This window comes from Herbaspirillum lusitanum, assembly GCF_046025995.1.
Classification (GTDB): Bacteria; Pseudomonadota; Gammaproteobacteria; order Burkholderiales; family Burkholderiaceae_D; genus Herbaspirillum; species Herbaspirillum lusitanum_A.
This window is the reverse complement of record NZ_JAQQFM010000003.1, coordinates 462102-487657: the sequence shown is the minus strand read 5'-3', so window position 1 is coordinate 487657 and position 25556 is coordinate 462102. Positions and strand designations below refer to the sequence as shown.

The 25556-nt window shown below is 58.4% G+C and carries 21 protein-coding genes and 1 tRNA gene; 10 read left to right on the top strand and 12 right to left on the bottom strand.

Features of this window, described 5'->3' with window-relative positions; translation table 11 throughout:
* Window positions 1–199 precede the first annotated feature (199 nt).
* Window positions 200–2305 (top strand): elongation factor G, encoded by a 2106-nt coding sequence (gene fusA / locus PQR62_RS08065; RefSeq protein WP_408156602.1) that lies wholly within the window; start codon window positions 200–202, stop codon window positions 2303–2305.
* 99 nt (window positions 2306–2404) lie between these two features.
* On the opposite strand, the gene PQR62_RS08060 is transcribed toward fusA, so the two are convergent.
* A complete protein-coding gene (locus tag PQR62_RS08060) occupies window positions 2405–3217 on the bottom strand; it encodes a class II aldolase/adducin family protein (protein WP_408156600.1) in 813 nt (270 codons plus the stop codon).
* A gap of 196 nt (window positions 3218–3413) precedes the next feature.
* Between PQR62_RS08060 and PQR62_RS08055 the strand changes: the two genes are divergently transcribed.
* Entirely contained in the window at window positions 3414–4322 is a 909-nt protein-coding gene (locus tag PQR62_RS08055) for a LysR substrate-binding domain-containing protein (RefSeq protein ID WP_408156598.1), read from the top strand.
* Window positions 4323–4621: 299 nt separating this feature from the next.
* Here the strand turns inward: PQR62_RS08055 and PQR62_RS08050 are convergent.
* Both PQR62_RS08050 and PQR62_RS08045 read right to left on the bottom strand, forming a co-directional pair.
* Window positions 4622–4698 (bottom strand) — tRNA-Asp (locus PQR62_RS08050).
* A 106-nt stretch (window positions 4699–4804) separates the two neighbouring features.
* Complete coding sequence (locus tag PQR62_RS08045; protein ID WP_408156596.1) at window positions 4805–5398, bottom strand: nitroreductase family protein; 594 nt, start codon at window positions 5396–5398, stop codon at window positions 4805–4807.
* Between the two features lie 528 nt (window positions 5399–5926).
* Between PQR62_RS08045 and PQR62_RS08040 the strand changes: the two genes are divergently transcribed.
* Window positions 5927–6496 carry a PEP-CTERM sorting domain-containing protein gene (locus PQR62_RS08040; protein ID WP_408156593.1) on the top strand — a complete coding sequence of 190 codons (570 nt, stop codon included), beginning with the start codon at window positions 5927–5929 and terminating at the stop codon, window positions 6494–6496.
* Between the two features lie 273 nt (window positions 6497–6769).
* Window positions 6770–7510, top strand: a complete 741-nt coding sequence (locus PQR62_RS08035) for a PEP-CTERM sorting domain-containing protein (protein ID WP_408156591.1) — start codon at window positions 6770–6772, stop codon at window positions 7508–7510.
* Window positions 7511–7626: 116 nt separating this feature from the next.
* On the opposite strand, the gene mnmE is transcribed toward PQR62_RS08035, so the two are convergent.
* The 5 genes from mnmE to rpmH all read right to left on the bottom strand — a co-directional run bounded on the left by mnmE (window position 7627) and on the right by rpmH (window position 11804).
* Window positions 7627–9027, bottom strand: a complete 1401-nt coding sequence (gene mnmE, locus PQR62_RS08030; RefSeq protein ID WP_408156589.1) for a tRNA uridine-5-carboxymethylaminomethyl(34) synthesis GTPase MnmE — start codon at window positions 9025–9027, stop codon at window positions 7627–7629.
* A gap of 156 nt (window positions 9028–9183) precedes the next feature.
* Complete coding sequence (gene yidC, locus PQR62_RS08025) at window positions 9184–10878, bottom strand: membrane protein insertase YidC (RefSeq protein ID WP_408156587.1); 1695 nt, start codon at window positions 10876–10878, stop codon at window positions 9184–9186.
* Between the two features lie 19 nt (window positions 10879–10897).
* Window positions 10898–11242 carry a membrane protein insertion efficiency factor YidD gene (gene yidD / locus PQR62_RS08020; protein WP_408156585.1) on the bottom strand — a complete coding sequence of 115 codons (345 nt, stop codon included), beginning with the start codon at window positions 11240–11242 and terminating at the stop codon, window positions 10898–10900.
* A gap of 6 nt (window positions 11243–11248) precedes the next feature.
* A complete protein-coding gene (gene rnpA / locus PQR62_RS08015; protein WP_408156583.1) occupies window positions 11249–11641 on the bottom strand; it encodes a ribonuclease P protein component in 393 nt (130 codons plus the stop codon).
* Between the two features lie 28 nt (window positions 11642–11669).
* On the bottom strand, window positions 11670–11804 hold the full coding sequence (gene rpmH, locus PQR62_RS08010; protein ID WP_061535510.1) for a 50S ribosomal protein L34: 135 nt from the start codon (window positions 11802–11804) through the stop codon (window positions 11670–11672).
* A gap of 506 nt (window positions 11805–12310) precedes the next feature.
* Here rpmH and PQR62_RS08005 point away from each other — a divergent pair.
* The 6 genes from PQR62_RS08005 (at window position 12311) to PQR62_RS07980 (ending at window position 18617) form a co-directional block, all read left to right on the top strand.
* On the top strand, window positions 12311–12625 hold the full coding sequence (locus PQR62_RS08005; protein ID WP_408156581.1) for a hypothetical protein: 315 nt from the start codon (window positions 12311–12313) through the stop codon (window positions 12623–12625).
* A gap of 26 nt (window positions 12626–12651) precedes the next feature.
* Window positions 12652–12840, top strand: coding sequence for a hypothetical protein (locus PQR62_RS08000; RefSeq protein ID WP_408156579.1), 189 nt, complete (start codon window positions 12652–12654; stop codon window positions 12838–12840).
* Window positions 12841–13075: 235 nt separating this feature from the next.
* On the top strand, window positions 13076–14998 hold the full coding sequence (locus PQR62_RS07995; protein ID WP_408156577.1) for a PrkA family serine protein kinase: 1923 nt from the start codon (window positions 13076–13078) through the stop codon (window positions 14996–14998).
* Window positions 14999–15161: 163 nt separating this feature from the next.
* On the top strand, window positions 15162–16430 hold the full coding sequence (locus tag PQR62_RS07990) for a YeaH/YhbH family protein (RefSeq protein WP_408156575.1): 1269 nt from the start codon (window positions 15162–15164) through the stop codon (window positions 16428–16430).
* Entirely contained in the window at window positions 16427–17953 is a 1527-nt protein-coding gene (locus PQR62_RS07985; RefSeq protein ID WP_408156573.1) for a SpoVR family protein, read from the top strand. The genes PQR62_RS07990 and PQR62_RS07985 overlap by 4 nt, the downstream gene beginning before the upstream one ends.
* Window positions 17954–17999: 46 nt before the next feature.
* On the top strand, window positions 18000–18617 hold the full coding sequence (locus PQR62_RS07980; protein ID WP_408156571.1) for an LON peptidase substrate-binding domain-containing protein: 618 nt from the start codon (window positions 18000–18002) through the stop codon (window positions 18615–18617).
* Between the two features lie 41 nt (window positions 18618–18658).
* Here the strand turns inward: PQR62_RS07980 and PQR62_RS07975 are convergent, their stop codons facing one another.
* The 4 genes from PQR62_RS07975 to metH form a co-directional block, all read right to left on the bottom strand.
* Window positions 18659–19348: a MarC family protein gene (locus tag PQR62_RS07975; RefSeq protein WP_408156569.1), complete on the bottom strand. Its 690-nt coding sequence runs from the start codon at window positions 19346–19348 to the stop codon at window positions 18659–18661.
* A 225-nt stretch (window positions 19349–19573) separates the two neighbouring features.
* Window positions 19574–20728 carry an MFS transporter gene (locus PQR62_RS07970; protein ID WP_408156876.1) on the bottom strand — a complete coding sequence of 385 codons (1155 nt, stop codon included), beginning with the start codon at window positions 20726–20728 and terminating at the stop codon, window positions 19574–19576.
* A 418-nt stretch (window positions 20729–21146) separates the two neighbouring features.
* Complete coding sequence (locus PQR62_RS07965; RefSeq protein ID WP_408156567.1) at window positions 21147–21443, bottom strand: hypothetical protein; 297 nt, start codon at window positions 21441–21443, stop codon at window positions 21147–21149.
* Between the two features lie 102 nt (window positions 21444–21545).
* Window positions 21546–25289, bottom strand: coding sequence for a methionine synthase (gene metH / locus PQR62_RS07960; protein WP_408156565.1), 3744 nt, complete (start codon window positions 25287–25289; stop codon window positions 21546–21548).
* Window positions 25290–25556 lie beyond the last annotated feature (267 nt).

The window sequence follows — 25556 nt, the reverse complement described above, 5'->3', positions numbered from 1 at the left end:
CAAGCTCGGCAGCAAGACAGCGCCGACTGCATTAACCCAACAGGCAATATGTTTTTGCCTGCCGGCGGAGCAAGATGAGTTTGTTTTTCGCTCGCTCCATTCGTTACATTCATGCAATTGTTTATTGGCAATTCACACGCACTTCACTCCCCATCCAGGCTTCAAAAGGAATGACCGGCGCTCTCTGAAAGGAATCACCATGAGCCGCAAGACTCGCATAGAAAACTATCGCAACATCGGTATCAGCGCGCATATCGATGCGGGCAAGACAACGACTACCGAGCGCATTCTTTTTTATACCGGGGTCAATCACAAGATCGGTGAAGTGCACAACGGTGCGGCCACCATGGACTGGATGGAGCAGGAGCAGGAACGCGGCATCACCATTACTTCGGCTGCCACCACCGCCTTCTGGAAAGGCATGGCCGGCAATTATCCCGAGCACCGCATCAACATCATTGATACCCCGGGCCACGTCGATTTCACGATCGAGGTGGAGCGCTCCATGCGCGTGCTGGATGGCGCGGTGATGGTGTACGACTCGGTCGGCGGCGTGCAGCCGCAATCGGAAACCGTCTGGCGTCAGGCCAACAAGTACAAGGTGCCGCGCATTGCTTTCGTGAACAAGATGGATCGGGTCGGCGCCGACTTTTTCCGCGTGCAGAAACAGATTGAAGAACGCCTGAAGGGCAAGGCGGTGCCGATCCAGATTCCGGTCGGCGCCGAAGATCACTTCACCGGCGTGATCGATCTGGTGAAGATGAAGGCCATCATCTGGGACGAAGCGAGCCAGGGTGTGTTGTTCGAGTATCAGGAGATCCCTGCCGATCTGCTGGAGCTGGCGCGCACCTGGCGCGATCGCATGGTGGAACAGGCGGCCGAGGCCAGCGAAGAACTGCTCGATAAATATCTGAGCGGCACCCCGCTGAGCGAAGACGACATCAGGCACGGTCTGCGTCTGCGCACGGTGGCCAATGAGATCGTGCCGATGCTGGCTGGCAGCGCGTTCAAGAACAAGGGCGTGCAGGCCATGCTGGATGCGGTCATCGATTACCTGCCGTCGCCGGTCGACGTGCCGGCCATCGAGGGCCATGATGAGCAGGATCAGGTGATCGAGCGCCATCCCGCCGACGATGAAAAATTCTCGGCGCTGGCGTTCAAGATCATGACCGATCCCTTCGTCGGCCAGTTGACCTTCTTCCGTGTGTATTCCGGCATCGTGCATTCCGGCGATACGGTCTACAACCCGATCAAGGGCAAGAAGGAAAGGCTGGGCCGCATCCTGCAGATGCACGCCAACGAGCGCAAGGAAATCAAGGACGTGTATGCCGGCGACATCGCCGCCGCAGTCGGGCTGAAAGATGTCACCACCGGCGACACCCTGAGCGATCCTGAACATCCGATCATTCTGGAGCGCATGGTGTTTCCGGAACCGGTGATCTCGCAGGCGGTGGAACCGAAGACCAAGGCCGATCAGGAAAAGATGGGCATCGCCCTCGGTCGTCTGGCGCAGGAGGATCCGTCCTTCCGCGTGCATACCGACGAGGAATCAGGCCAGACCATCATGTCCGGCATGGGCGAGCTGCATCTGGAAATTCTGGTGGACCGGATGCGGCGCGAGTTCAGCGTCGAAGCCACGGTCGGCAGGCCGCAGGTAGCTTACCGCGAGGCGATCCGCAAGGCGGTGGACGATGTCGAAGGCAAGTTCGTCAAGCAGTCCGGCGGACGCGGTCAGTATGGCCATGTGGTGCTGAAGCTGGAACCGCAGCCGGCCGGCAAAGGCTATGAATTCGTCGATGCGATCAAGGGCGGCGTGGTGCCGCGCGAATTCATTCCGGCGGTCGACAAGGGCATACAGGAGTCGCTGCGCGCCGGCGTGCTGGCAGGTTATCCGGTGGTCGACATCAAGGCCACGCTGACCTTCGGTTCATACCATGACGTCGATTCGAACGAAAATGCATTCCGCATGGCCGGTTCGATGGCGTTCAAGGAAGGCATGCGCCGCGCCGGTCCGGTGCTGCTGGAACCGATGATGCAGGTCGAGGTGGAAACGCCGGAAGACTTCATGGGCAATGTGATGGGCGATCTGTCCTCGCGGCGCGGCATGGTGCAGGGCATGGAAGACATGGTCGGCGGCGGCAAGCTGGTGCGCGCCGAAGTCCCGCTGTCGGAAATGTTCGGCTACTCCACCACGCTGCGTTCCTTGTCGCAGGGTCGTGCCACCTATTCGATGGAGTTCAAGCACTATGCCGAAGCGCCGCGTCAGGTGGTCGAGCAATTGAGCGGCGGCAAGAACGCACGTTGATTGGCGTCTCGGTTGGTATCTCGATCAGCTGCAAGATTGGCAGCAAGTAATGAAGCCCGCCTGTCTCACGACAGGCGGGCTTTTTTTACCTCATCCCTCTCAGGTAAACATGTCGGGCTGGGTCGCCACCAGTTGATCGTAGATGGGCTGGAAATGCAGCCAGCCTATGTAGTCGCTGCCGACATGTTCGCGGCTGTAGCGCGCTTTTTCCGGCGGCACCAGGCGCGGCGTTTCACCGGTCGCCATCACCAGCAATTGCTGCTTGCAGCAGCGCTCCAGCGCGATAAACCAGAACGCCGCCGATTCGATGCTGTGGCGGCTGGCGGTCAGCAGGCCATGATTCTGATGGATCGCGGCCTTGACGCCGGCAAAGGCGTTGGCGACACGATGCCCGGCCTTGACCTCGACTGCGACCTGGCCGGCCTCATCGCCGATTACCACATGGTCTTCAAAAAACGCAGCGGCATCCTGGCTGATCGGCGCCAGCGGCTTGCCGAGCGCCGAAAACGCAGTGCCGTATTCAGTGTGCGCGTGACACATCGCCACGATGTCGGGATGCGCCTCATGCACCGCCGCATGCAGCACGAAGCCGGCGCGATTGACCGCGTAATCGCCCTGCACCACACGGCCTTCGTGATCGACCAGGATCAGATTCGACAGCCGCACCTGATCGAAATGCACGGCCATAGGATTGGTCCAGTAGAGATGCGGATGCTCGGGATCGCGAATCGTCAGATGGCCGGCGAAGCCGTAATCGAAGCCCTGCTGCGCGAAGGCACGGCAGGCTGCGACCAGCCGCTTCTGCAGATGCAGACGTTCTTCGGCGGGCGTCTTGAATTCGGGGAGCTCAGGAAAATTCAGTCCTCGCTGCTCGGGTTGATACACGGAAATACGTTTAACGCTGTCCAGCATGATGCGGTCTCCTTGTTTCTTATTCGAATCTGATGTGTGAAACGAAGATCATCATGGCACTTGCCTGCCGCGTTGACAAAAGAGCTGTTTTCACACATCGTTGAATCTGATTCAAGCATAAAACTATTCCAAATCAACGAGACCGGCTCTGGCATATGGTTTTTGCCAGGCAGCCATCAATCCAGCTGCCCCCATCATGCGCAAATTGCCATCCTTCTTTTCGCTGCGCGCTTTCGAAGCCGCCGCCCGCCTCGGCAGCTTCACGCTGGCCGCAGGCGAACTGCATCTCACCACCTCCGCCATCAGCCATCAGGTGCGCGCGCTGGAGAACTGGTGCGGCAAGGAATTGTTTCTGCGCCAGACGCGCCGCGTCACGCTGACGCTGGACGGCGAATTGCTGCTCAAGCGTCTGACGCCGGCCTTCGACGCCATCGAAGATGCCTGCGCGGTGTTCCGCCCAGTGCCTGAAAATCGCGCGCTCGCTGTCCATTGCGCGCCCAGCTTCGTCAGTAAATGGCTGAGCCCACGCCTGGGCCGGTTCATGCAGGCGCATCCGGCGATCAGCATTGAACTCTCTTCGAGCGCGGAGGCCAGCGAACTGCAGCGTGAAGATGGCGTGGATATCGACATCGCCTACGGCATGCCGCCGCATCGGGACGGCGTGGTGGTGGAAACGCTGGGCCCGGAAGCAACGCTGCCGCTATGCGCGCCGCACCTGCTGACGCAACATCAGATCGATACCCCGCAAGATGTGCTGAACATGACGCTGATCGAATCCAAGCTCAACCCGGTGCGTTGGGCGGACTGGTGCGAACTGCACGGTCTGAAGATGCCGACGCGCCCGCATCCCTCGTTTGATCGCGGGGCGCTGGCGATTGCAGCGGCCGTCGACGGGCTCGGCGTGGCGCTGGAAAGCACGCGCTTCGCCGAGGCCGAACTGGCGCGCGGCGAACTGGTGATCGTGGGGAGTAATGGAAATGGATTCAAAGCGATAGAACGCGAGATGCATTTTCTTTGCTATCGGCGCAGCGACGCAGCAGACAAGGAAATTGCTTCGTTCCGGGAGTGGCTGTTGATGCAGGCGAGTTTGAGTGGCGGGGAATAAGCGCAGGCGGCTTGCTCCGCCCCGCCTCTGAAATGTTTTTGCTGCGCAAAATTCAAAGGTCAACGTAAAAACGCCTGCTTGGCTTTCGCTAAACAGGCGTTTTAACATGGCGGAGAGGACGCGGCTCTCCTACACAGGCGCAGGCCGCCGAAACGCTTGCAAGCGTTTCGCTTCGAGACCCGCCGCAAGCCGCGCAGGCGGCTTGCTCCGCCCCGCCTCTGAAATGTTTTTGCTGCGCAAAATTTAAATGTAAACGTAAAAACGCCTGCTTAGCTTTCACTAAACAGGCGTTTTTAACTTGGCGGAGCGGACGGGGCTCGAACCCGCGACCCCCGGCGTGACAGGCCGGTATTCTAACCAACTGAACTACCACTCCTAAATCGTATTCAGCTCTCGCTGAAAGACCGCTATTGTATAAGAGCTCTGATAGAAATACCAGCACTTTTATCGGGCCATATTACTTTCTTCAGATCAACCGCAGATCAGGCCTTGAACTTGCCTTCGAAAGCCAGTTTGCTCAGCGGCTCGCGCGGGCTTGGCAGCTCGCGCGCCTGCAGACCTTCGGGCAGGATGGACTTGTCGCCCAGCTTGCCGATGGCGATCGCGGCTTCCACCGAAAACTCCGGCGGCACGCCGAGTTCGGTACGCGCTTTTTCTTTATCGAAACCGGCCATGCCGTGCGCATGCCAGCCGGAGATGCTGGCTTGCAGCGCCATATAGCCCCAGGCCGAACCGGTGTCGAAAGAGTGCGTGGTGGCAGGTACAGCTTCAGTTGCGCCCGGCGGCACCATCACTGTCTTCGACAGCACGATGATCAGCACGGAGGCCTTTTCCGCCCAGCTGCGATTGAATTCATTCAGCAAACCCAGCAGGCTGTCCCATGCCGGCGTACCGCGACGTGCATAGACGAAACGCCAAGGCTGCGCGTTATAAGCCGAGGGCGCCCAGCGTGCCGCTTCGAGGAAGGTCAGCACGGTCTCTTCCGAGATGTCGGCGCCGGTGTAGGCGCGCGGCGACCAGCGGCTGATGAAGTTCGGATCAATAGGGTAATCGGCAACGCGTGGATTGGATGACATGCTTGCTCCTGCGGATGAGTTTCGGGGGAAAGCGGCATCTTAGCAGCGGCGCAGTTATTTTGCAGAGCAGCAGGCGACTTTGCTGCTGCAGATGAATCTGGCGCAGACCGGACTGATCAACCCGCAGGGCACGCGACGCACTCCGCATGGCGCCGCAAAGGACAAAACCGAAGCGCTATAAAAAAACCCGCGCACCATACGGAGCGCGGGTTAAATCCAATTCTCAGGGGTGATGAATTGGAGGGGGAGGACGTTCAGAATAACCAGCCCTCCCGGATGAGCCTATCCTTTTTACATGCTGTAACAACCCCTTTTTATTCTTATCAACTGATGCTGAATGTTGCGGGGCACGATCGTCGGTTGAATCTGCTTCTGCGCATGCCCCGAAGTACTTACACGATCGGAATTCATCATCACCATGTCGATATTTTTTACACTCCATCCATTGGATAAATGTAAGTCCTTGATTTCAAAAGACGGCATATCTTTTGCTTTGCATAAATTTACAACAATAGACATGGGTCGAAAGTGAACATCAAGAAAACATTATTCTCAGCACTGGCATGCCTCCTGCTGATCACCGGCAGCGCATACGCTTCGGTAGTTAAATTCACCGAAAACAACAACCGCAGTGACTCGTTTGCTGACGGTACTTTCAGCAAAAATCTGAGCCACACCTACGGCGACGGCTTTTATGCCAACAACAGCACGCAAGCGTTCAACGGCTATGGTCAAAATGGCGAATTCATTTTGTTCAACTCCGCCGTTCAGCTGATCTCATTGCAGCTTGCAGATTGGCAGTACATCACGTCGACAACCGTTTCGCTTTATGACGCAGCCCAGAATCTCCTGGGCTCACAAACGGTTGCCTCGAACACTCTGCAAACGCTTACCTTCAACACAAATAATGTTACCAAGCTGGTATTTACGTTCACCGGCGGTACTCCAAATCTGTATGGCGATGGCCGGCTTGTAGGATGGTTCATAGTGGACAACATCACCTACGGCCCCAATCAATCAGTCCCTGAGCCCGCCGGCATTGCCTTGCTCGGTCTCGGCCTGGCTGCGATGTATCTGCGTCGCAAGAAGATGATCTGATCAATTCCTCAAGCCATAAAAAAACCGCCGGCAGGCGGTTTTTTTATTGGCGGTCGTATCCACGACTGCCTCAGACGCGCCACCGGCCATGAATATGAAATATAAGCCAGCCTTAAAGACTGCTCGCATTCAGGATTTGTCGAAAAAATTTACAGTGAGCCCGCAAAGATCGGGATATTTGGCTTAAGTCCTTGATTTTATTATGTGGATCACTTTTTGCTACAAGGAGGCAAATTGTAAATATTCGCAAAGAACCTCAAACGAAAGTTGAACATGAATTTCAAAAAATACGCCATCGCTTTGCTGTCGGCAGCCAGCCTCAGCACCGCATACGCTGCACCAACTTTCTTTGTGGCGAATCCATCCGGCAATTCGACCGACTGGACCACTTCCGTGATTTCGCTGGGCGGCGTGGTGAACTCCAACGTCAACTTTGACACCATGGCGACCGGCGCCCTGCAATCGCAGTTCTATCAGTTGTCGGATGGCGTGACCCTGACGACCACCGGTGCATTCGGCGGTGTGACCAACGGCGCCGGGCCAGGCCAGAGCAATGCCAGCAATGCGCAAACCGGCGAAGGCGCGCATGCTGCCTCCAATTATCTGTATGGCCCCTCTGGCGCTAAAACACTGACGATCTCGTTTGCCAGCCCGGTACTGGGCGTGGCGCTCGCAACAATCGACAAATTCGGTTACGGATCCACCTCCGATCCGATGAGCATCACGGCTTACAGCGGCGCAAACGGCACCGGCAGCAATCTGGGCTCGGCGACCGTCTACGACCTGCTGAACTTCCAGGTCAACAACATGTTTTACATGGGTGTGTCCGATGCATCCAACCAGATCCGCTCACTGGTCTTTTCGTACTCCGGCAGCACCACCGGCGACACCATCGGCATCGACAACATCTTGTTCGCAACCGCAGCAGTTCCGGAACCTGCCAGCCTGGCTCTGCTCGGCATCGGTCTGGCCGGTCTGTGCCTGCGTCGCCGCAAGCAAGCCAAACAAGCCTGATCCGACTTCCATCGGCTTCGGCCAAAAACAAAACCCGCCATCAAGGCGGGTTTTGTTTTTGGCGCTACGCAAAATAATTTCAGGGGCAAGAGACCCGGCCCCCCTCATTCACGACATTACTTGCCGATACAGAAGCGTGAAAAAATCACGCCCAGCAAATCGTCCGGTGTGAATTTGCCGGTAATGCTGCTCAGCCTTTCCTGCGCCAGCCGCAACTCTTCAGCAAACAAATCGAGCGCGTGTTCGCCGGCTTCGTTGTCCAACGCGGCATGTTCGGCCGCCAGTTGCAGATGTTCGCCGGCCGCTTTCAGCGCGATCAGGTGGCGTTCGCGCGCCAGGTAGCGCGACTCCACCGTCTGCTGCCAGCCGGCAATGCGCAGCAACTCCGAACGCAGCAAGTCGATGCCGACCTTGTCGGTGGCCGACAGATAGATGTGGATCGCGTCCGGCATCTTGTCGATGGCCGGCTTGTGGCCGGAGCGGTCGATCTTGTTCCAGATGCGGATCACCGGCACGTTGCCGGGAAAGCGTCCGGCGATGCCTTCGTCTTCCAGCGTCGGACCGCGACCGGCGTCCATCATGTGCAGGATGACGTCGGCCTTGGCGACTTCGGCCCAGGTGCGTTCGATGCCGATGCGCTCGACCTCGTCGGGGCCGCTGCCATCGGCTTCCGCTTCGCGTATGCCGGCGGTGTCGATGATGTTGAGCGGCATGCCTTCGATCAGGATGGTCTGGGTGACCTTGTCGCGCGTGGTGCCGGCAATCGGCGTGACGATGGCGACGTCGGAGCCGGCCAGCACATTGAGCAAGGAGGATTTGCCGACATTCGGCTGACCGGCCAGCACGGCATTCAGACCGTCGCGCAGCAGCGCGCCTTGCGCGGCGTGCATGAAGACGTCGGCCAGCGTGGCGCGGATTTTATCCAGCTTGCCGCGCGCATCAGATTGCTTGAGAAAATCGATTTCTTCTTCCGGAAAATCCAGCGTGGCCTCCACCAGCATGCGCAGCGAGGTGACTTGCTCGACCAGTTCGTGGATCACTTGCGAGAAAGCGCCGGACAGCGACTCCGACGCCGACTTTGCGGCCGCTTCGGTGGTCGCTTCGATCAGGTCGGCAACGGCTTCAGCCTGCGCCAGATCGAGCTTGTCGTTCATGAAGGCGCGCTGGGTGAACTCACCCGGCTCGGCCAGCCGCAAGCCGATTTCCTCGCCGGCCTGCAGGCAGCGCTTGAGCAGCATCTGCATCACGACCGGGCCGCCGTGACCTTGCAGCTCCAGCACATCTTCGCCGGTATAGGAATGCGGACCGGGGAAATGAATCGCCAATCCCTGATCGATCACGCTGCCGTCGGCCTGGCGAAATGGCAGATAGGTGGCATGCCGCGGCTGCAGACTTTGCTTGCCGCACACTGCCTGCAGCACCGGCAGCAGGTTCTTGCCGGACAAACGGACCACGCCGATGCCGCCGCGCCCGGGGGCGGTGGCAATGGCTGCGATAGGAGAGGAATCGAGCGTCATTTTTAGTAAATACCTGTAAAGACTTTTTTGATCGAAAAAAAACCCGTGAAACGAATGACACGGGTTTTTTAATTTTTCAGGCAGTTTGCGGCTGCCTTGCAATGCTGGCCTCAGTCCCGGGCAAAGGCAGGCTTTGCCCGGGCGGACGAGGCTTGCTTACTTGGCTGCGCCGGACTGGATCTTCTTGGTGATCACCCACTGCTGCGCAATCGACAGCACGTTGTTGGTGACCCAGTACAGCACCAGGCCGGACGGGAAGAAGAAGAACATGAACGAGAACACCAGCGGCATGAACATCATGACCTTGGCCTGCACCGGATCCGGCGGCGTCGGATTCAGCTTGGTCTGCAGGAACATCGAAGCAGCCATGATGATAGGCAGCAGACCGACCGGCATGTTGAAGTAAGGCACGGTGCCGAACAGCGTATCCGGTGCGGTCAGATCATGAATCCAGCCCAACCATGGCGCACCGCGCATTTCGACGCTGGCCAGCAGCACCCAGTACAGCGAGATGAACACCGGAATCTGAATCACGATCGGCAGACAGCCGCCCAGCGGATTGATCTTTTCGGTCTTGTACAGCGCCATCATCTCGCGGTTCATGTTTTGCGGATCGCCCTTGTGGCGTTCGCGAATCGCGGTCATCTTCGGCGTGACAGCCTTCATCTTGGCCATGCTGCGATACGAAGCAGCCGACAACGGGAAGAAGATCAGCTTGATCAGCACGGTCAGCAGGATGATGGTCCAGCCCCAGTTGCCGACCAGCGCGTGGATGTGGGTCATCAGCCAGAAGATCGGCTTGGCGATCAGCGACAGAATGCCGTAGTCCTTGACCACGTCGAGGCCAGGCGCAGTCGCTTCCAGCACCTTGGAATCCTGCGGGCCGGAATACAGATGCGCATCCATGGTCACGCTGGCGCCGGGCGCCACTGCGCCCATCGGCAGAATGGTGCCGACCGAGTACAGGTTGGTGGCAACCTTCTTGGTGAAGATTTCGCGCTGCACCTTCTCAGGCGGGATGAAGGCCGAAACAAAGTAGTGCTGCACCAGTGCGATCCAGCCGCTGTCGGCCTTGGTCGCGTGCTGTTCCTTGCCCTCTTCGATCTTCTCGAAATTCAGCTTCTGATACTTGTCGGCTTCGGTGTACACCGCAGGGCCGGTGAAGGTGCTATAAAAATGCGATTCGCCGCCCGGCTTGTTGCCGTCGCGCAGCAATTGCAGATACAGCGAAGGATTGATCGCGGCGCTGCTGTCGTTGGTGACAGTGTGCTTGAGATCGATCACGTAACTGTCGCGCTTGAAGGTGTAGGTCTTGGTCAGCTTGACGCCGTTTTCCTGCGCTTCCAGCACCAGTTGCACTTCGTTGCCGTTATCCAGCGAACGGGCGCCCGGCTTGGCCGTGAACACCGACTTGTGATTCGGGAACTGACCGCCGATCAGGCCGGTTTGCGCCAGATAGGTATGGCCGACGCTGGAGTCGAACAACACCAGATTCTTGGTCGGATCAACCGTATCGCGTTGCTTCAGCAGTTCCAGACGCTTGAGTTCGCCACCGACGGTGTCGATGTCAGCCTTGACCACATCGGTCGTGATGGTGATGGTTTCGCCTTTGGCGACAGCTGCACCGCCGACATCGGCGGCGCTGGCCGTCGATGCGCCTGCAGCGGTAGTGCCGGTTGGCACCGGTGCGTTGGCACCGTTGGCGCCGGCCGGAGCTGCAGCTTGCTCCTGAGTCGGAGTCGCCGATGGGAAAAACATCGACTGATGTCCGTTATGGCGCATCCAGCTATCCCACAGCAACAACAGGGAGAAGGAGAATACAACCCACAGGACGGTACGTTTGATATCCATATGCGTATTGATCTATCGGTCAGGAGTGGCTGCAACCGTCGACGGTCGCAGTTGAAGAAGAGAGCGCGGAGGAAGATGACGCAGAAGACTGCGAGCGTGCCGAACCAGCGCCGGCAGCACCGGAATTTCCAGAGTTGCCGGACGCGGCCCTGGAGGCCGGCACCGGATCGAGGCCGCCTTCATGCCAGGGATGGCATTTGCACAGGCGCTTGGCGGCCAGCAGGCTGCCTTTCAGCGCGCCATGCGTTTGCACCGCCTCGGCAGCGTAATCGGAACAGCTTGGATAGAAACGGCAATTCTGCCCGAGAAACGGGCTTACTCCCAGCTTGTAGGCACGTAACAGCAGGAGCAAAGGCGTTTTCATCACTTCCTATTTCCTGGCAAACGCGGGTGCGTTCTGCAAAAAAACGAACAGTTGCGTCACTTCTGCACGCAATGCCGTCTTAAGCCGCACGCTGGTCGCCGTATCGCTTTTGGCGTTGACGGATTTCGACAAGCGCACGATGCAGTCAAATGCAGGCAACTGCGTCTGCCGGAACAGTTCGCGGGTGATGCGTTTGACCGTGTTGCGGGTCACTGCGCGCGGCGCCAGCCGTTTGGCGACAACCACGCCCAGGCGGGCTTGCGGCAACTCACTGCGACGCGCATACAACACGAAATGATCGGTGCGATATACGGGGCGCAAACGAAAAACGGATGAAAACTCATCCGTTTTAACGATTCGCCGATCGCGTGAGTAGAGAGTTGAACGGTCGTCTGTCACGCAACAAGCAGCAGCGCTTCAGGCAAGCTTAAGCTGCCAGACGCTTGCGGCCCTTGGCGCGACGAGCGTTCAGGACAGCGCGGCCGCCACGGGTTGCCATGCGTGCACGGAAGCCATGGGTACGCTTGCGACGCACGACGGAAGGTTGGTAAGTACGTTTCATGATGGACTCGCTTAATCAGCAAAAATAAATCGGAATTCCTGGAACCGCTTTCAGCGCGCCTGTTCCGTATTGACGATGCCCCGGCGCCGGTGTCCGGGCCTCTGCATCCTCTAACATCTTGTTTCTACGCTGCTTGTCTTCCCTGTCTTTATACGTTTTGTATTCCGACGTTCCGAAAACCGAAACAGCGCTGCGATGGCACGTGCGCAATTCTTCAGATGGTGAACCCTGAATTAGACTGCATTTTTCATTTGCCTGTCAATGACTTATGCACTTTCGAGCGCCTTTAGCCGCCATGCTCAGGGGGCTCCGGTCACAAATGCGTGGCGGATTTGCCATACTTTTTAGTCGAGATACAAAAAATTGCAATTTACTCAATTCCTCGCGGCAACTTCATTCGGAGATGACTTGAGTTAACTCCCGCCGACCTGATCGAATGAAAAGACCAGTTAACGAAAAGCAATGTCCGCACTTCTACAAATTTACCGCGCACCGAAACCATGCAGATGAACAACATTCACGGTCATTCGTCTCGCCGTGTTTTTATCTTGACCCGGCAAGAATTAACGCCGAGGACGCATCCGAAGTGCGCCGCAATCCGTAAAAGATTACAGCAGTCGTTCACAATATCCGGCAACCGTGAAAGCGACCGTCAACACCGTAGCAAGCGCCAGATGGCTGGGTACGGCCACAGTCGCGCGATCGAGCTGATCGGATTGCAAAGACGGCGCAACATGGCGGGAGAAAAATGCGCGCTGCGGGGACATTGTGCGCGCAAAAAAAAGAGCACAGAAAAGGAAACGAAGACCGCAAAAAAGTAATGGCGGCGCTTTGATTCTGAGCCTCGATGGTGCAAATTTCCATCAGGGATTTCACCATGGTGCGCGCAGAAAAAATACCTCAACATGAAGTCAACCGCGGATCGGTTTCACTCATTGAAAGAACATTGGGGGAGGCGAATCCGCAGAGTGAAAACGGCGCCATCGGCATATCGATGAGCAGGGCGATGAAAACTTGGCTGTTTGTTGAACCATGAAAACAAAATCCTCCTAAGCTGAAACAAACTCTGTTGTATTCGATCAAGAAAAAAGGAATAGAATAAAAACGAGGGATCGGCAATTTGCAAGGTACTGTTTGCTCCGGCTCTCAAAGAACACATCGACGATCAGACAAGAACATCGGCGTATTCTTTGAAAACCGCAGACGGGAAGTAAGAAGTCTAGTCACACGTATTTCAATTGGGTTTCACACATTGAAGCGACGGAGGTGGTATGGATATTTACAGCAGCTTTGCAAGCCGGTTCGACAAGACCAGAGAAGAAGAATTTTCGCTCGAAGAGTATCTGAGTCTTTGCAAGAACGATCCTGCGGTCTATGCATCGGCTGCCGAACGGATGCTGATGGCAATCGGCGAACCCGAAAAGATCGACACGCGGGAAGATCCACGGCAGTCTCGAATTTTTGCCAACAAGGTCATCAAGGTCTATCCGGCCTTCAAAGAGTTTTACGGTGCCGAGGAAGTCATTGAGCAAGTGGTTTCCTACTTCCGCCACGCAGCGCAGGGGCTGGAAGAAAAGAAGCAGATCCTGTATCTGCTGGGCCCGGTCGGCGGCGGTAAATCATCGATTGCAGAACGTCTCAAGCAATTGATGGAGCATGTTCCCTTCTATTCCATCAAAGGTTCTCCGGTCAACGAGTCACCGCTCGGACTTTTCGATTACGACGAGGACGGCGCCATTCTGGAAGAACAGTACGGCATTCCGCGCCGCTATCTGAAACCGATTCTGAGCCCGTGGGCCGTCAAGCGTCTGCACGAATTCAATGGCGACATCCGCCAGTTTCGCGTGATCAAGCGCTACCCCTCCATCCTGCGTCAGATCGCCATTTCCAAGACTGAACCCGGCGACGAAAACAACCAGGATATTTCCACGCTGGTCGGCAAGGTCGACATCCGCAAGCTCGAGCAGTATTCGCAGGACGACGCCGACGCCTACAGCTACTCCGGCGGCCTGTGCCTGTCGAATCAGGGCCTGCTGGAATTTGTGGAAATGTTCAAGGCGCCGATCAAGGTCTTGCACCCGCTGCTGACGGCGACCCAGGAAGGCAACTTCAAGGGCACCGAAGGCTTCGGCGCGATTCCTTTCGACGGCGTGATTCTGGCGCACTCGAATGAATCCGAATGGAAGGCCTTCCGCAACAACAAGAACAATGAAGCGCTGCTGGATCGCATCTACATCGTCAAGGTACCGTATTGCCTGCGCGTGTCGGAAGAGGTCAAGATCTACGAAAAGCTGATCCGCAGTTCCTCGCTGGGCAAGGCGACATGCGCGCCGGGCACGCTGAAGATGATGGCGCAGTTTTCGATTCTGACGCGCCTGAAAGAGCCGGAGAACTCCAGCCTGTTCTCCAAGATGCAGGTGTATGACGGCGAGAATCTGAAGGACACCGACCCCAAGGCCAAGTCGTATCAGGAGTATCGCGACTACGCCGGCGTGGATGAAGGCATGAACGGCATCTCGACGCGGTTCGCCTTCAAGATTCTGTCGCGCGTGTTCAACTTCGATTCGACGGAAGTCGCCGCCAATCCGGTGCACCTGATGTATGTGCTGGAACAGCAGATCGAGCGCGAGCAGTTCCCGCAGGAAGTCGAACAGAAATACCAGTCCATCGTGAAGGACACCCTGGCGTCGCGTTATGCCGAATTCATCGGCAAGGAAATCCAGACGGCTTATCTGGAGTCGTATTCCGAATATGGTCAGAACGTGTTCGACCGCTATGTGACCTACGCCGATTTCTGGATTCAGGATCAGGAATACCGCGATCACGATACCGGCGAAAGCTTCGACCGTGCCGCGCTGAACGCAGAACTGGAAAAGATCGAAAAGCCGGCCGGCATCAGCAATCCCAAGGACTTCCGCAACGAGATCGTCAACTTCGTGCTGCGTGCGCGTGTCAACAACGGCGGCAAGAATCCGCTGTGGACCAGCTACGAAAAACTGCGCGTGGTGATCGAGAAGAAGATGTTCTCCAACACCGAGGATCTGCTGCCGGTGATCTCCTTCAACGCCAAGGGATCGAACGAAGAAATGCAGAAGCACGAAGACTTCGTCAATCGCATGGTCAGCAAGGGCTACACGCCGAAGCAGGTGCGCCTGCTGTGCGAATGGTATCTGCGCGTACGCAAGTCGTCGTAAAGCAATAGCAGCGCGCGGGATGCGGCATGGCAACTGACGCCGCATCCCGCGCCTGAAGAATTGGCGGCCGCGCATGCCGCCGCCGATTCGGCAAGACATACGGGCTGTCCGCAAGGACTGCCAGGACAGCCCGCCCGCTGTACCACCAGCAGGAGAACGGACAGTGCTGCATCAGATTATCGACCGTAGGCTAGCTGGAAAAAACAAGAGCATTGCCAACCGGGAACGCTTTTTGCGGCGTTTTCGCGGGCATATTCAACGCTCCGTGTCGGACGCCGTGCGCGACCGCAGCATCACGGACATGGAAAACTCCAAGAGCATCAGCATTCCACGCAAGGATGTCTCTGAACCCTTCTTCCACCACGGACGCGGCGGCAAGCGCGAAGCCGTGCACCCCGGCAATCAGGATTATCTGCAAGGCGATCGCATTCAGCGCCCGCCCAACGGCGGCAGCGGCGAAGGCGGCAGCCAGGCCAGCAAGGATGGCGAAAGCCAGGACGATTTCACCTTTGAGCTGACGCGCGAAGAATTCATGCAGTACTTCTTCGAAGACCTTGAGTTGCCGCGTCTGGTTGAAACCAATCTGACCACGGTGCCGAACTGGAAGAATCTGCGCGCCGGTTATTCAGTCGATGGTTCGCCCAACAATATCGATGTGGTGCGCTCCCTGCGCAGCTCGCTGGGACGGCGCATCGCGCTCGGCGGGCCGCTGGTCGCCAAGCTGCGCGAGCTGGAAGCGCAGTTATGCGATCTGAACAAACAGCCCAATGACTACCTGCCTGAAATCAAGCTGCTGGAAGAAGAAATCCATCATCTGAAGGCGCGCATCTGGCGCATTCCCTTCATCGATCCCTTCGATCTGCGCTACGTCAACCGCGTGCGCCAGCCGCAGCCCTCCAGCCGCGCGGTGATGTTTTGCGTGATGGACGTGTCGGGCTCGATGGATGAGCAGCGCAAGGATCTGTCCAAACGCTTTTTCATCCTGCTGTATCTGTTCCTGACGCGCAACTACGAACACATAGAAGTGGTCTTCATCCGCCACCATACGCGCGCCGACGAGGTCGATGAAAACACCTTCTTTCATTCGCAGGAAAGCGGCGGCACCGTGGTCTCCAGCGCATTGGAACTGATGCACGACATCATCACGAAACGCTATTCGCCGAATGAATGGAACATCTATTGCGCGCAGGCCTCCGACGGCGACAACTGGAATGACGATTCGCCGAAATGCCGCGCCATTCTGGAAAGCCAGATCCTGCCGCTGACCCGCTACTTCGCCTATATTCAGGTCGCCGAGCCGGAGCAAAATCTGTGGACCGAGTATGAAAACCTGCTCGATACCCATTCACATTTTGCGATGAAGAAGGTGATGTCGGCCGCCGAGATCTATCCGGTGTTCCGCGAACTCTTTGAAAAACAGGTGCACGCATGAACAGCCGATTCAAGCATGATCCGCTCCCCTGCCCCTCGGACTGGAACTTCGAACTGATCGAACGCTACAACGAGGAAATCGCACGCGTCGCTGCGAGCTACAAGCTCGACATCTACCCCATCCAGCTGGAGATCATTACCGCCGAACAGATGATGGATGCCTATGCCTCGTCCGGCATGCCGGTCAATTACCGGCACTGGTCCTACGGCAAGCATTTCATGCTGACCGAGCGCGATTACAAGCGCGGGCAGATGGGTCTGGCCTACGAGATCGTGATCAACTCCAATCCCTGCATCGCCTATCTGATGGAGGAAAACACGATGACCATGCAGGCGCTGGTCGTCGCTCACGCCGCCTACGGTCACAACTCTTTCTTCAAGGGCAATTACCTGTTCCAGTTGTGGACCGATGCCAGCGCCATCATCGATTATCTGGTCTACGCCCGTAACTACATCGCCGAATGCGAAGAGCGCCATGGCTTTGACCGGGTTGAGGAATTGCTGGATTCCTGCCACGCGCTGATGAACTACGGCGTCGATCGCTACAAGCGCCCGCAGCGACTATCGCTGGCGCAGGAGCAGGCGCGCCAGCGCGAGCGCGAGGAATACATGCAGTCGCAAGTGAACGAGTTGTGGCGCACGCTGCCCACAAAAAAGGAAGCGGCGGCTGCGCTGAACGAAGATCGCTATCCAGCCGAGCCGCAAGAAAATCTGCTGTATTTCGCGGAAAAGAATGCGCCCTTGCTGGAATCCTGGGAGCGCGAAATCGTGCGCATCGTGCGCAAGGTCGGCCAGTATTTTTACCCGCAACGCCAGACCCAGGTAATGAATGAAGGCTGGGCCACGTTCTGGCATTACACCCTGCTCAACACGCTCTACGATCAAGGCCGGCTGACCGACGGCTTCATGATGGAATTCCTGCATTCGCACAGCAATGTGGTGTTCCAGCCGCCGATCACCAAGCCGTATTACAACGGCATCAATCCTTATGCCCTGGGTTTTTCGATGATGAGCGACATCCGCCGCATCTGCGAGCATCCGACCGATGAGGATCGCGAATGGTTTCCGGATATCGCCGGTAGCGACTGGCTGGAGACCCTGCATTACGTGATGCGCAACTTCAAGGACGAGAGCTTCGTCGCCCAATATCTGTCGCCCAAACTGATGCGCGACATGCGCATGTTCGCGGTGCTGGATGACGAAACCCGCAGCGAGATGGAAGTCTCGGCCATCCACAATGAGCGCGGCTATCAATATGTGCGGCAGGCCTTGTCGCGTCAGTACGATATCAATCATCGGGAACCCAACATCCAGGTCTGGTCGGTCAACCGCCGTGGCGACCGCAGCCTGACGCTACGCCATTTCCGCAGCGACGGCCGCTCGCTGAGCGACAGCACCAATGAAGTCCTGCGCCACATGGCGCGCCTGTGGCAGTTCGACGTCTACCTGGAAAGCGTGGACGACAACGGCTACATCGTGCAGCGCTATGAATGCGCCGCCGAGAACCGCTATTCGCGGCCCTGATCCAGGATGAATACCTCATCGATGCCATCGCTGCGCCTTTGAAACCATGAGCACCAGCCTGCCCCTGTTCCCCCTGTCCAGCACTCTGTTTCCCGACGGCAGGCTGCCGCTGCAGATTTTCGAAGTACGCTATCTGGACATGATCAACAAGTGCATCGCCGATGGCAGCGGTTTCGGCGTGGTGGCGCTGACTTCCGGCAGCGAAGTGCGCAAACCGGGTCACAGCGAAAGCTTCGTGCCGGTCGGCACGCTGGCAAGAATCAATGAATGGTCCTCGCCCACGCAAGGTCTGCTGCGCATTTCATGCGTCGGCACTTCACGCTTTCGCGTGCTGTCTTCGCAGTTGCAAAAAAATGGTTTGTGGATTGCCGAGATAGAACCGCTGGAAGGCGACCACGCGGTGCCGGTGCCGGAAGAATTGCAGGACACCGTCAAGACGCTGACCAATCTGCTGGATTCCCTGCGCCATCAATCGATTGCCGAAAGCGATATTCCTATCGCTGCGCCTTACAGGCTGAACGATTGCGGCTGGGTGGCAAATCGCTGGTGTGAATTGTTGCCGCTCAACGCAGAGCAAAAACAGGCGCTGCTGGCGCTGGATAATCCGCTGCTGAGACTCGAGCTGGTGCAGGATGCGCTGGGCGAGCGCGGCTGGTTGAAATAAGCTTCGGCGCCTGGCCGGCCGGACTCGCTGACGACGTCAAATCACGGTGCAACGCCGCTGATCCCGGCTTCGGCCAGCAAGGCCGCCAGACCCGACCAGAAAATCTGGATTCCGATACACAACAGGATAAAGGCCGAGAGCCGCAACACCACCATGGTGCCGAGCCGGCCCAGCATGCCGACCAGCTTCTGCGCGTTGCCGTAGCAAAGATAAACCGCCGCCGCGGTCAAGGCCGCACCCAGCGCAGCACTGCCGATGGAAATCACCCAGTCCACCAGTCGCACCGGAGTGTTCGCGCCCAGCGTGATGGAGGCGGCGATGGTGCCCGGCCCCACCGTCAGGGGAAAACTGAGCGGGTAGAAACTGCGCGCCTTGATCTCATCGTCGGACAAGTCTTCGTCGTAAGTCTTGGCGACCTGAGTGCGAATCGAGTTGTCCTGACTGTTGTCGCTCAGCATGCGCCAACCGGAAACCGCCACCAGCAGGCCGCCGCCGACGCGCACGATGGGCAGCGAGATGCCGAAAAAGGTCAGCACATGAGAGCCGATGAACACCGCACCAACCAGCATGAACCAGCAATTGATCGCCACTTGCCGTGCGATGCGCTGCTCGACCTTGCGACTGACATTGCCGAGCAGGCTGGCGAACACCGGCGCGATGCCGAGCGGATTCAGAATCGGCAACAGCGTCACGGGAATCAGTATCACGGCTTTGAGGAACAGGATCAGCATTTAATCAATGAAGCGTTCGGAAGAATGAATGGGCGTCGGCACGGCGCAATGAAAGACAGCAGCGACATAGCAGGGCGGCCATCAATACGCCCTCGCAAGCCTGCGCAAGCGTAACGCAAACGCCATCGGCTGCCAACTCGGCGAAGTGGGAAAAGCGGCATCATTTCGCCACGCCGCCGCTTGCCGCCGACCGTTTGACAAGGACCAGCCCGCCGCCTCCCCGGCTCAGGCCGTCTGAATCCTGCGACTGCGCACCCGGCTCAGCAAGGCGAAGGCAATCGCGAAATTCACCAGATTCCAGGCGATGCCGTTGGCGAAGGCGGCGTGATAAGAGCCGGTGAGATCGAAGATCTTGCCCGACATCCAGCCACCCAGCGCCATGCCGAGCATGGTGCACATGATCACTGAGCCGACCCGCTCGCCGGCCTCGGAAGCCGGGAAATATTCGCGCACGATGATGGCATAGGACGGTACGATGCCGCCCTGGAACAGACCGAACATGGCCGAGATCACATACAGCGAGGCCAGCCCGTCGAAGGGCAAAAACAATAGCAGCGAGATACATTGCAGCGTCGAGCCCAGCAGCAAGGTGCGCAGACCACCGATGCGGTCACAGATGGCGCCCGACACCAGACGGCTGACGACGCCGCAGGCCAGCATCAGCGACAGCATTTGCGCGCCGCGCGCCGGGCCGTAGCCGAGATCGCCGCAGTAGGCCACTATGTGCACCTGCGGCATCGACATCGCCACGCAGCAACAGACGCCGGCAATGCACAAGACAATCTGCGCCTGCTTGCTGCTCAGGCCGAATGGCCGCGCGCCGCCGCCGGCAGCAGCAGAACCGGCCCTGGCGACAGCCGCCGGCGGCCGCGGACGCATCAGCAAGGCCAGCAGACACATCAAAATGCCGCAGCCCAGGCCAAGGCCGATGTAGGTCTGGCGCCAGCCGACGCTGTCGACGTAATGCTGCACAATGGGCGGCCAGATCGCACCGCCCAGATAATTGCCGCTGGCGCACACGGCGACCGCAATCCCGCGCCGCTTGACGAACCACAACGAGGTATCGGCGATCAGCGGTGAGAAGGTCGATGAACTGCCGAGCAGGCCGATCAGAATCCCGTGACTCAGCATGAACACCCAGATATTGGGCGCCATCGCCGCCAGCACGAAGCCGGCGCCCATACAGGCGCCACCGATCAGCAAGGGCAAGGTCACGCCGAAACGATCGGCCAGACGCCCCATTCCCACGCCGCCGATGCCGAGTCCGATCATGGTCAGGGTATAAGGAATCGAGGCCATGCCGCGTGCTACGCCGAACTCGGCCTGCACTGCCGGCAGCACCACCGCGACCACGTACATGCCGCTGGCGCCCAGCACCATCAGCACCAGCGTGATCAACAGCCGCGTCACGGCGTAAGGGGAATCGATTTGCGCGCGCGCAGCGCCGTCCTGGCTGAGTGTCACTGATGGTCTCCGTTGCGTCTTTGTGCAACGCGCTGATGGCGCTGTGTATTTTTTGACGATTGTTTTGAGGCCTGCGAAGCGGAGGCATATGCCCGAATACGGGCAAACACAGGCCGCCAAGCACGCAGACGGCTAGGCTAACACGGCACGCACGCGCTTGCAGAAGAGCAATTTTCAACAATCACGACAGCCGACCGCCCTCGCCCACTCAAGTGCGTTTGGCCTTGAATGCGAGGACGCGTTAAAAACAGGGAAGGTGCGGCAGGGAGCAAATCGATGCGTGCGGAGCGTAAACACTCCAGCCGCTCAGCAACCAATATCCGGGCGGCGCCGATCAGGCCCAGCGATATTCGACGTGATACGGCGTGACCTGGCGGTAGCCGATTTTTTCTTTTTTCTGGGCAATCTTTTGCAACATTCTGAGGCCGGTTTCATGATCGCCGACCACCAGTCGCTTGCCGCCGCCGCGTTGTTGCAGCAAGCCGCTCCACGACTGGGTGATGATCCAGTCGCCCAGCAGATCCTGGCCGAGATCGACCGTAAAAGTGTTGCGCAAGCCCTCCGAAAAATGCAGGCGGGTCGGCCCGGTGACGGGCAGAGAATGGGTGGCGTTGTCGGCGGAATCGATCATGGGGCAGGATGATAGCAGGACGGCCGCCAATTTCAAGTTGGCCGGCGGCCGTCACAAATACAGAAAAGTTGATGCAAAAACGGCAATGCCGCAGTCGGACGATTACAGGTTGGGCGCAAGCCAGCGTTCGATGGTTTCCTTGCTCTCACCACGTCGCTTGGCCATGTCCAGCACCTGATCTTCACCGATCTTGCCGACCACGAAATACTTGGACTGCGGATGCGCAAAGTAGAAGCCGGAGACCGATGCGCCGGGGAACATGGCATACGACTCGGTCAGTTGCATCTCGATGTCCTCGCATTGCATGAGCTTGAAGGCCTCAGCCTTGACCGTGTGTTCCGGGCAAGCCGGATAGCCGGGCGCCGGACGGATGCCGACATAGTGCTCCTTGATCAGCTCGGCATTGCTGAGCGACTCGTCGGCCGCATAGCCCCACAGATCGGTGCGCACACGCTCGTGCAGATATTCGGCGAAGGCTTCTGCCAGACGATCGGCCAGCGACTTGAGCATGATCGACGAATAATCGTCATGCGCATCTTCAAAGCGCTTCTCGTGCTTCTCGATGCCAAGGCCGGCGGTGACTGCGAACAGGCCGATGTAATCGGCAATGCCCGATTCCTTGGGCGCGATGAAATCGGACAGGCATTGATTCGGACGCGCCACGCCGTCGACCACCGGCTTTTCAGTCTGCTGGCGCGTGCCGTAATAGGTCAGCGCGACCTGGCTGCGCGTGTCGTCGGTATAGATTTCGATGTCGTCGTCGTTGACCGTATTGGCCGGCAACAGCGACACCACGCCGTTGGCGGTCAGCCAGCGGCCATCGATGATTTTCTTGAGCATGGCCTGCGCTTCGGCGAACACCTTAGTGGCCGCTTCGCCCACCACTTCATCCTTCAGAATCGCAGGGTAAGGACCGGCCAGATCCCAGGTCTGGAAGAACGGGCCCCAGTCGATGTACCTGGCCAGCGTCGCCAGATCGACATTCTTGAACAAGCGGCGACCAATGAACTTGGGCTTGAGCGGTGCGAACTCCAGCCGGGTCTTGTTGGCGCGCGCCGCCGCCAGCGTCAGCATAGGCACGGCCTTCTTGTTGGCGTGCTGGTCGCGGATGCGCACATAGTCGGTCTGGATATCGGCGATGTACTGGTCCTTGCTCTCCGGCGTCAACAGCGACTGCGCCACCGAGACCGCGCGCGAGGCGTCCGGCACGTAGACCACCGGACCTTCGTAGTTAGGCGCGATCTTCACCGCCGTGTGCGCGCGCGAGGTGGTGGCGCCGCCGATCAGCAGCGGCATCTTGAGGCCGGCGAAATACGGATCGCGCTGCATTTCCTTGGCGACATAGGCCATTTCTTCCAGCGAAGGCGTGATCAGGCCGGACAGACCGATGATGTCGGCGTTCTCTTCCTTGGCCTTGGCCAGAATCTGCGAACACGGCACCATCACGCCCATGTTGACCACTTCGAAGTTGTTGCACTGAAGCACCACGGTGACGATGTTCTTGCCGATGTCGTGCACGTCGCCCTTGACGGTGGCGATCACGATCTTGCCCTTGGGCTTGGCGACCACGCCGGTTTCGATTTCGATCTGGCGTTTTTCTTCCTCGATGAAGGGCACCAGATGCGCCACCGCCTGCTTCATCACGCGCGCCGATTTCACCACCTGCGGCAGGAACATCTTGCCCTGGCCGAACAGGTCGCCGACCACGTTCATGCCATCCATCAGCGGGCCTTCGATCACGTGGATCGGGCGGCCGCCCTTGGCGGCGACGTTCTGCCGCGCTTCTTCGGTATCTTCCACGATCCACTGCGTGATGCCGTGCACCAGCGCATGCGCCAGACGCTTTTCGACCGGCTCGCTGCGCCACTCCAGCGTCGCTTCTTCCTTCTTGTCGCCGGCCTTCAGCGTGGCGGCGATTTCGATCATGCGCTCGGTGGCATCGGGGCGACGGTTCAGCACCACGTCTTCCACTGCCTCGCGCAGCGCGACCGGCAAGTCGTCGTAGACGCCGACCATGCCGGCATTCACGATGCCCATGGTCATGCCGGCCTTGATCGCGTGATACAGGAACACGGTGTGAATCGCTTCACGCGCCGGATCGTTGCCGCGGAAGCTGAAGCTGACGTTGGACACGCCGCCGCTGATCTTGGCGTAAGGCAGATTGTCGTGAATCCACTGCGTGGCTTCGATGAAGTCCACCGCGTAATTGTTGTGCTCTTCGATGCCGGTAGCGACCGCGAAGATGTTCGGGTCGAAGATGATGTCTTCCGGCGGGAAGCCGACCTTGTCCACCAGCAGGCGATACGCGCGTTCGCAGATTTCGATCTTGCGCGCATAGGTATCGGCCTGGCCGACTTCATCGAAAGCCATCACGATCACGGCGGCGCCGTAGGCGCGGCACAGGCGAGCTTCGTGCAGGAATTTCTCTTCGCCTTCCTTCATCGAGATGGAATTGACGATGGACTTGCCCTGCACGCATTTCAGACCGGCTTCGATCACCGACCACTTGGACGAGTCGATCATGATCGGCACGCGCGCGATGTCGGGTTCGGAGGCGATCAGATTCAGGAAGCGCGTCATGGCGGCGACCGAGTCCAGCATCGCTTCGTCCATGTTGATGTCGATGATCTGTGCGCCGTTTTCAACCTGCTGACGCGCGACCGCCAGCGCCTCGTCGTATTGCTCGTTGAGGATCAGACGGGCGAAGGCCTTGGAGCCGGTAACGTTGGTGCGCTCGCCGACGTTGACGAACAGCGATTCGTCGTTGATGGTGAACGGCTCCAGACCGGACAAGCGCATCTCGTGCGTGGTCTCGGCAATCTTGCGCGGCGCAATCGTAGCGACCGTCTCGGCGATGGCCTTGATGTGCGGCGGCGTGGTGCCGCAGCAGCCGCCGGCCACATTGACGAAGCCACTCTCGGCGAATTCTTTGAGCAGCGCCGAAGTGACGTCCGGTGTTTCATCGAAGCCGGTGTCGCTCATCGGATTGGGCAAACCCGCGTTCGGATAAATGCAGACGAAGGTATCGGCGATCTTGGACAGCTCTTCGGCGTAAGGACGCATCAAGGCAGCGCCGAGCGCGCAGTTCAGACCGACGGTGAGCGGGCGCGCATGGCGGATCGAATTCCAGAAAGCGGGCACGGTCTGGCCCGACAGAATACGCCCCGAGGCATCGGTCACGGTGCCGGAAATCATGATAGGCAGACGCTTGCCGCTCTCTTCGAAGAAGCTGTCGATGGCGAACAGCGCCGCCTTGCAGTTCAGGGTATCGAAAATGGTTTCGACCAGCAGCACATCGGAACCGCCTTCGACCAGCCCGCGTATCTGTTCCAGATAGGAGGTAACGAGCTGATCGAAGGTGACATTGCGCGCCGCCGGGTCGTTGACGTCAGGCGAGATCGAGGCGGTCTTGGGCGTCGGTCCGAGCGCGCCGGCGACGAAACGCGGCTTGTCGGGCGTCGAATATTTGTCGCAGGCGGCACGCGCCAGTCGGGCCGATTGCACATTCATCTCGTACACCAGATGCGCCATGTGGTAATCGTCCTGCGCAACGCCGGTGGCCCCAAAGGTATTGGTCTCGATCAGATCGGCGCCGGCCGCCAGATACTGTTCGTGGATTTCCTGGATGATGTGCGGCTGGGTCAGCGACAGCAGCTCGTTGTTGCCCTTGACGAACATTTCCTTGCCGGGCACGCTGAAATCGGCAAAGCGCTCGCCGCGATAGTCTTCCTCGGTCAGCTTGTATTGCTGGATCATGGTGCCCATGGCGCCATCCAGAATCAGGATGCGCTGCGACATCAGGTCGCGCAATAACAGTTCGGTCTGGCAGAGTTCGTTCGGCTTCATTGGCTGTTCTTTGGCTGATCGATGTAAAAGGAGCAGGGCAGCAGCGCAATCGAATTCTCATCGTTCCTGCGCAGGCCCATTCTCCGCGCAGTTCCGGGCGATTTCACGAGTGCGAAAAGCGCGCCTCAGACAAAAAACCCGGCCGACGGCAGGACCGGGTTTTACAGGCGAAAAAGAGATGGAAATTATACGCGAAAGCCCTTAGCCTTACCGCTTTTGAGGGAATGCGAGGCAGCGCTTGAAAGGCCACGGGTTTCAGCAGCCGAC

Bases quoted from the DNA above. Each gene is read 5' to 3' on its own strand.
- fusA (WP_408156602.1), top strand. From the start codon at position 200: ATGAGCCGCAAGACTCGCATAGAAAACTATCGCAACATCGGTATCAGC.
- PQR62_RS08060 (WP_408156600.1), bottom strand. From the start codon at position 3,217: ATGCTGGACAGCGTTAAACGTATTTCCGTGTATCAACCCGAGCAGCGA.
- PQR62_RS08055 (WP_408156598.1), top strand. From the start codon at position 3,414: ATGCGCAAATTGCCATCCTTCTTTTCGCTGCGCGCTTTCGAAGCCGCC.
- PQR62_RS08045 (WP_408156596.1), bottom strand. From the start codon at position 5,398: ATGTCATCCAATCCACGCGTTGCCGATTACCCTATTGATCCGAACTTC.
- PQR62_RS08035 (WP_408156591.1), top strand. From the start codon at position 6,770: ATGAATTTCAAAAAATACGCCATCGCTTTGCTGTCGGCAGCCAGCCTC.
- mnmE (WP_408156589.1), bottom strand. From the start codon at position 9,027: ATGACGCTCGATTCCTCTCCTATCGCAGCCATTGCCACCGCCCCCGGG.
- yidC (WP_408156587.1), bottom strand. From the start codon at position 10,878: ATGGATATCAAACGTACCGTCCTGTGGGTTGTATTCTCCTTCTCCCTG.
- yidD (WP_408156585.1), bottom strand. From the start codon at position 11,242: ATGAAAACGCCTTTGCTCCTGCTGTTACGTGCCTACAAGCTGGGAGTA.
- rpmH (WP_061535510.1), bottom strand. From the start codon at position 11,804: ATGAAACGTACTTACCAACCTTCCGTCGTGCGTCGCAAGCGTACCCAT.
- PQR62_RS08005 (WP_408156581.1), top strand. From the start codon at position 12,311: ATGAACAACATTCACGGTCATTCGTCTCGCCGTGTTTTTATCTTGACC.
- PQR62_RS08000 (WP_408156579.1), top strand. From the start codon at position 12,652: ATGGTGCAAATTTCCATCAGGGATTTCACCATGGTGCGCGCAGAAAAA.
- PQR62_RS07995 (WP_408156577.1), top strand. From the start codon at position 13,076: ATGGATATTTACAGCAGCTTTGCAAGCCGGTTCGACAAGACCAGAGAA.
- PQR62_RS07985 (WP_408156573.1), top strand. From the start codon at position 16,427: ATGAACAGCCGATTCAAGCATGATCCGCTCCCCTGCCCCTCGGACTGG.
- PQR62_RS07980 (WP_408156571.1), top strand. From the start codon at position 18,000: ATGAGCACCAGCCTGCCCCTGTTCCCCCTGTCCAGCACTCTGTTTCCC.
- PQR62_RS07975 (WP_408156569.1), bottom strand. From the start codon at position 19,348: ATGCTGATCCTGTTCCTCAAAGCCGTGATACTGATTCCCGTGACGCTG.
- PQR62_RS07970 (WP_408156876.1), bottom strand. From the start codon at position 20,728: ATGGTGCTGGGCGCCAGCGGCATGTACGTGGTCGCGGTGGTGCTGCCG.
- PQR62_RS07965 (WP_408156567.1), bottom strand. From the start codon at position 21,443: ATGATCGATTCCGCCGACAACGCCACCCATTCTCTGCCCGTCACCGGG.
- metH (WP_408156565.1), bottom strand. From the start codon at position 25,289: ATGAAGCCGAACGAACTCTGCCAGACCGAACTGTTATTGCGCGACCTG.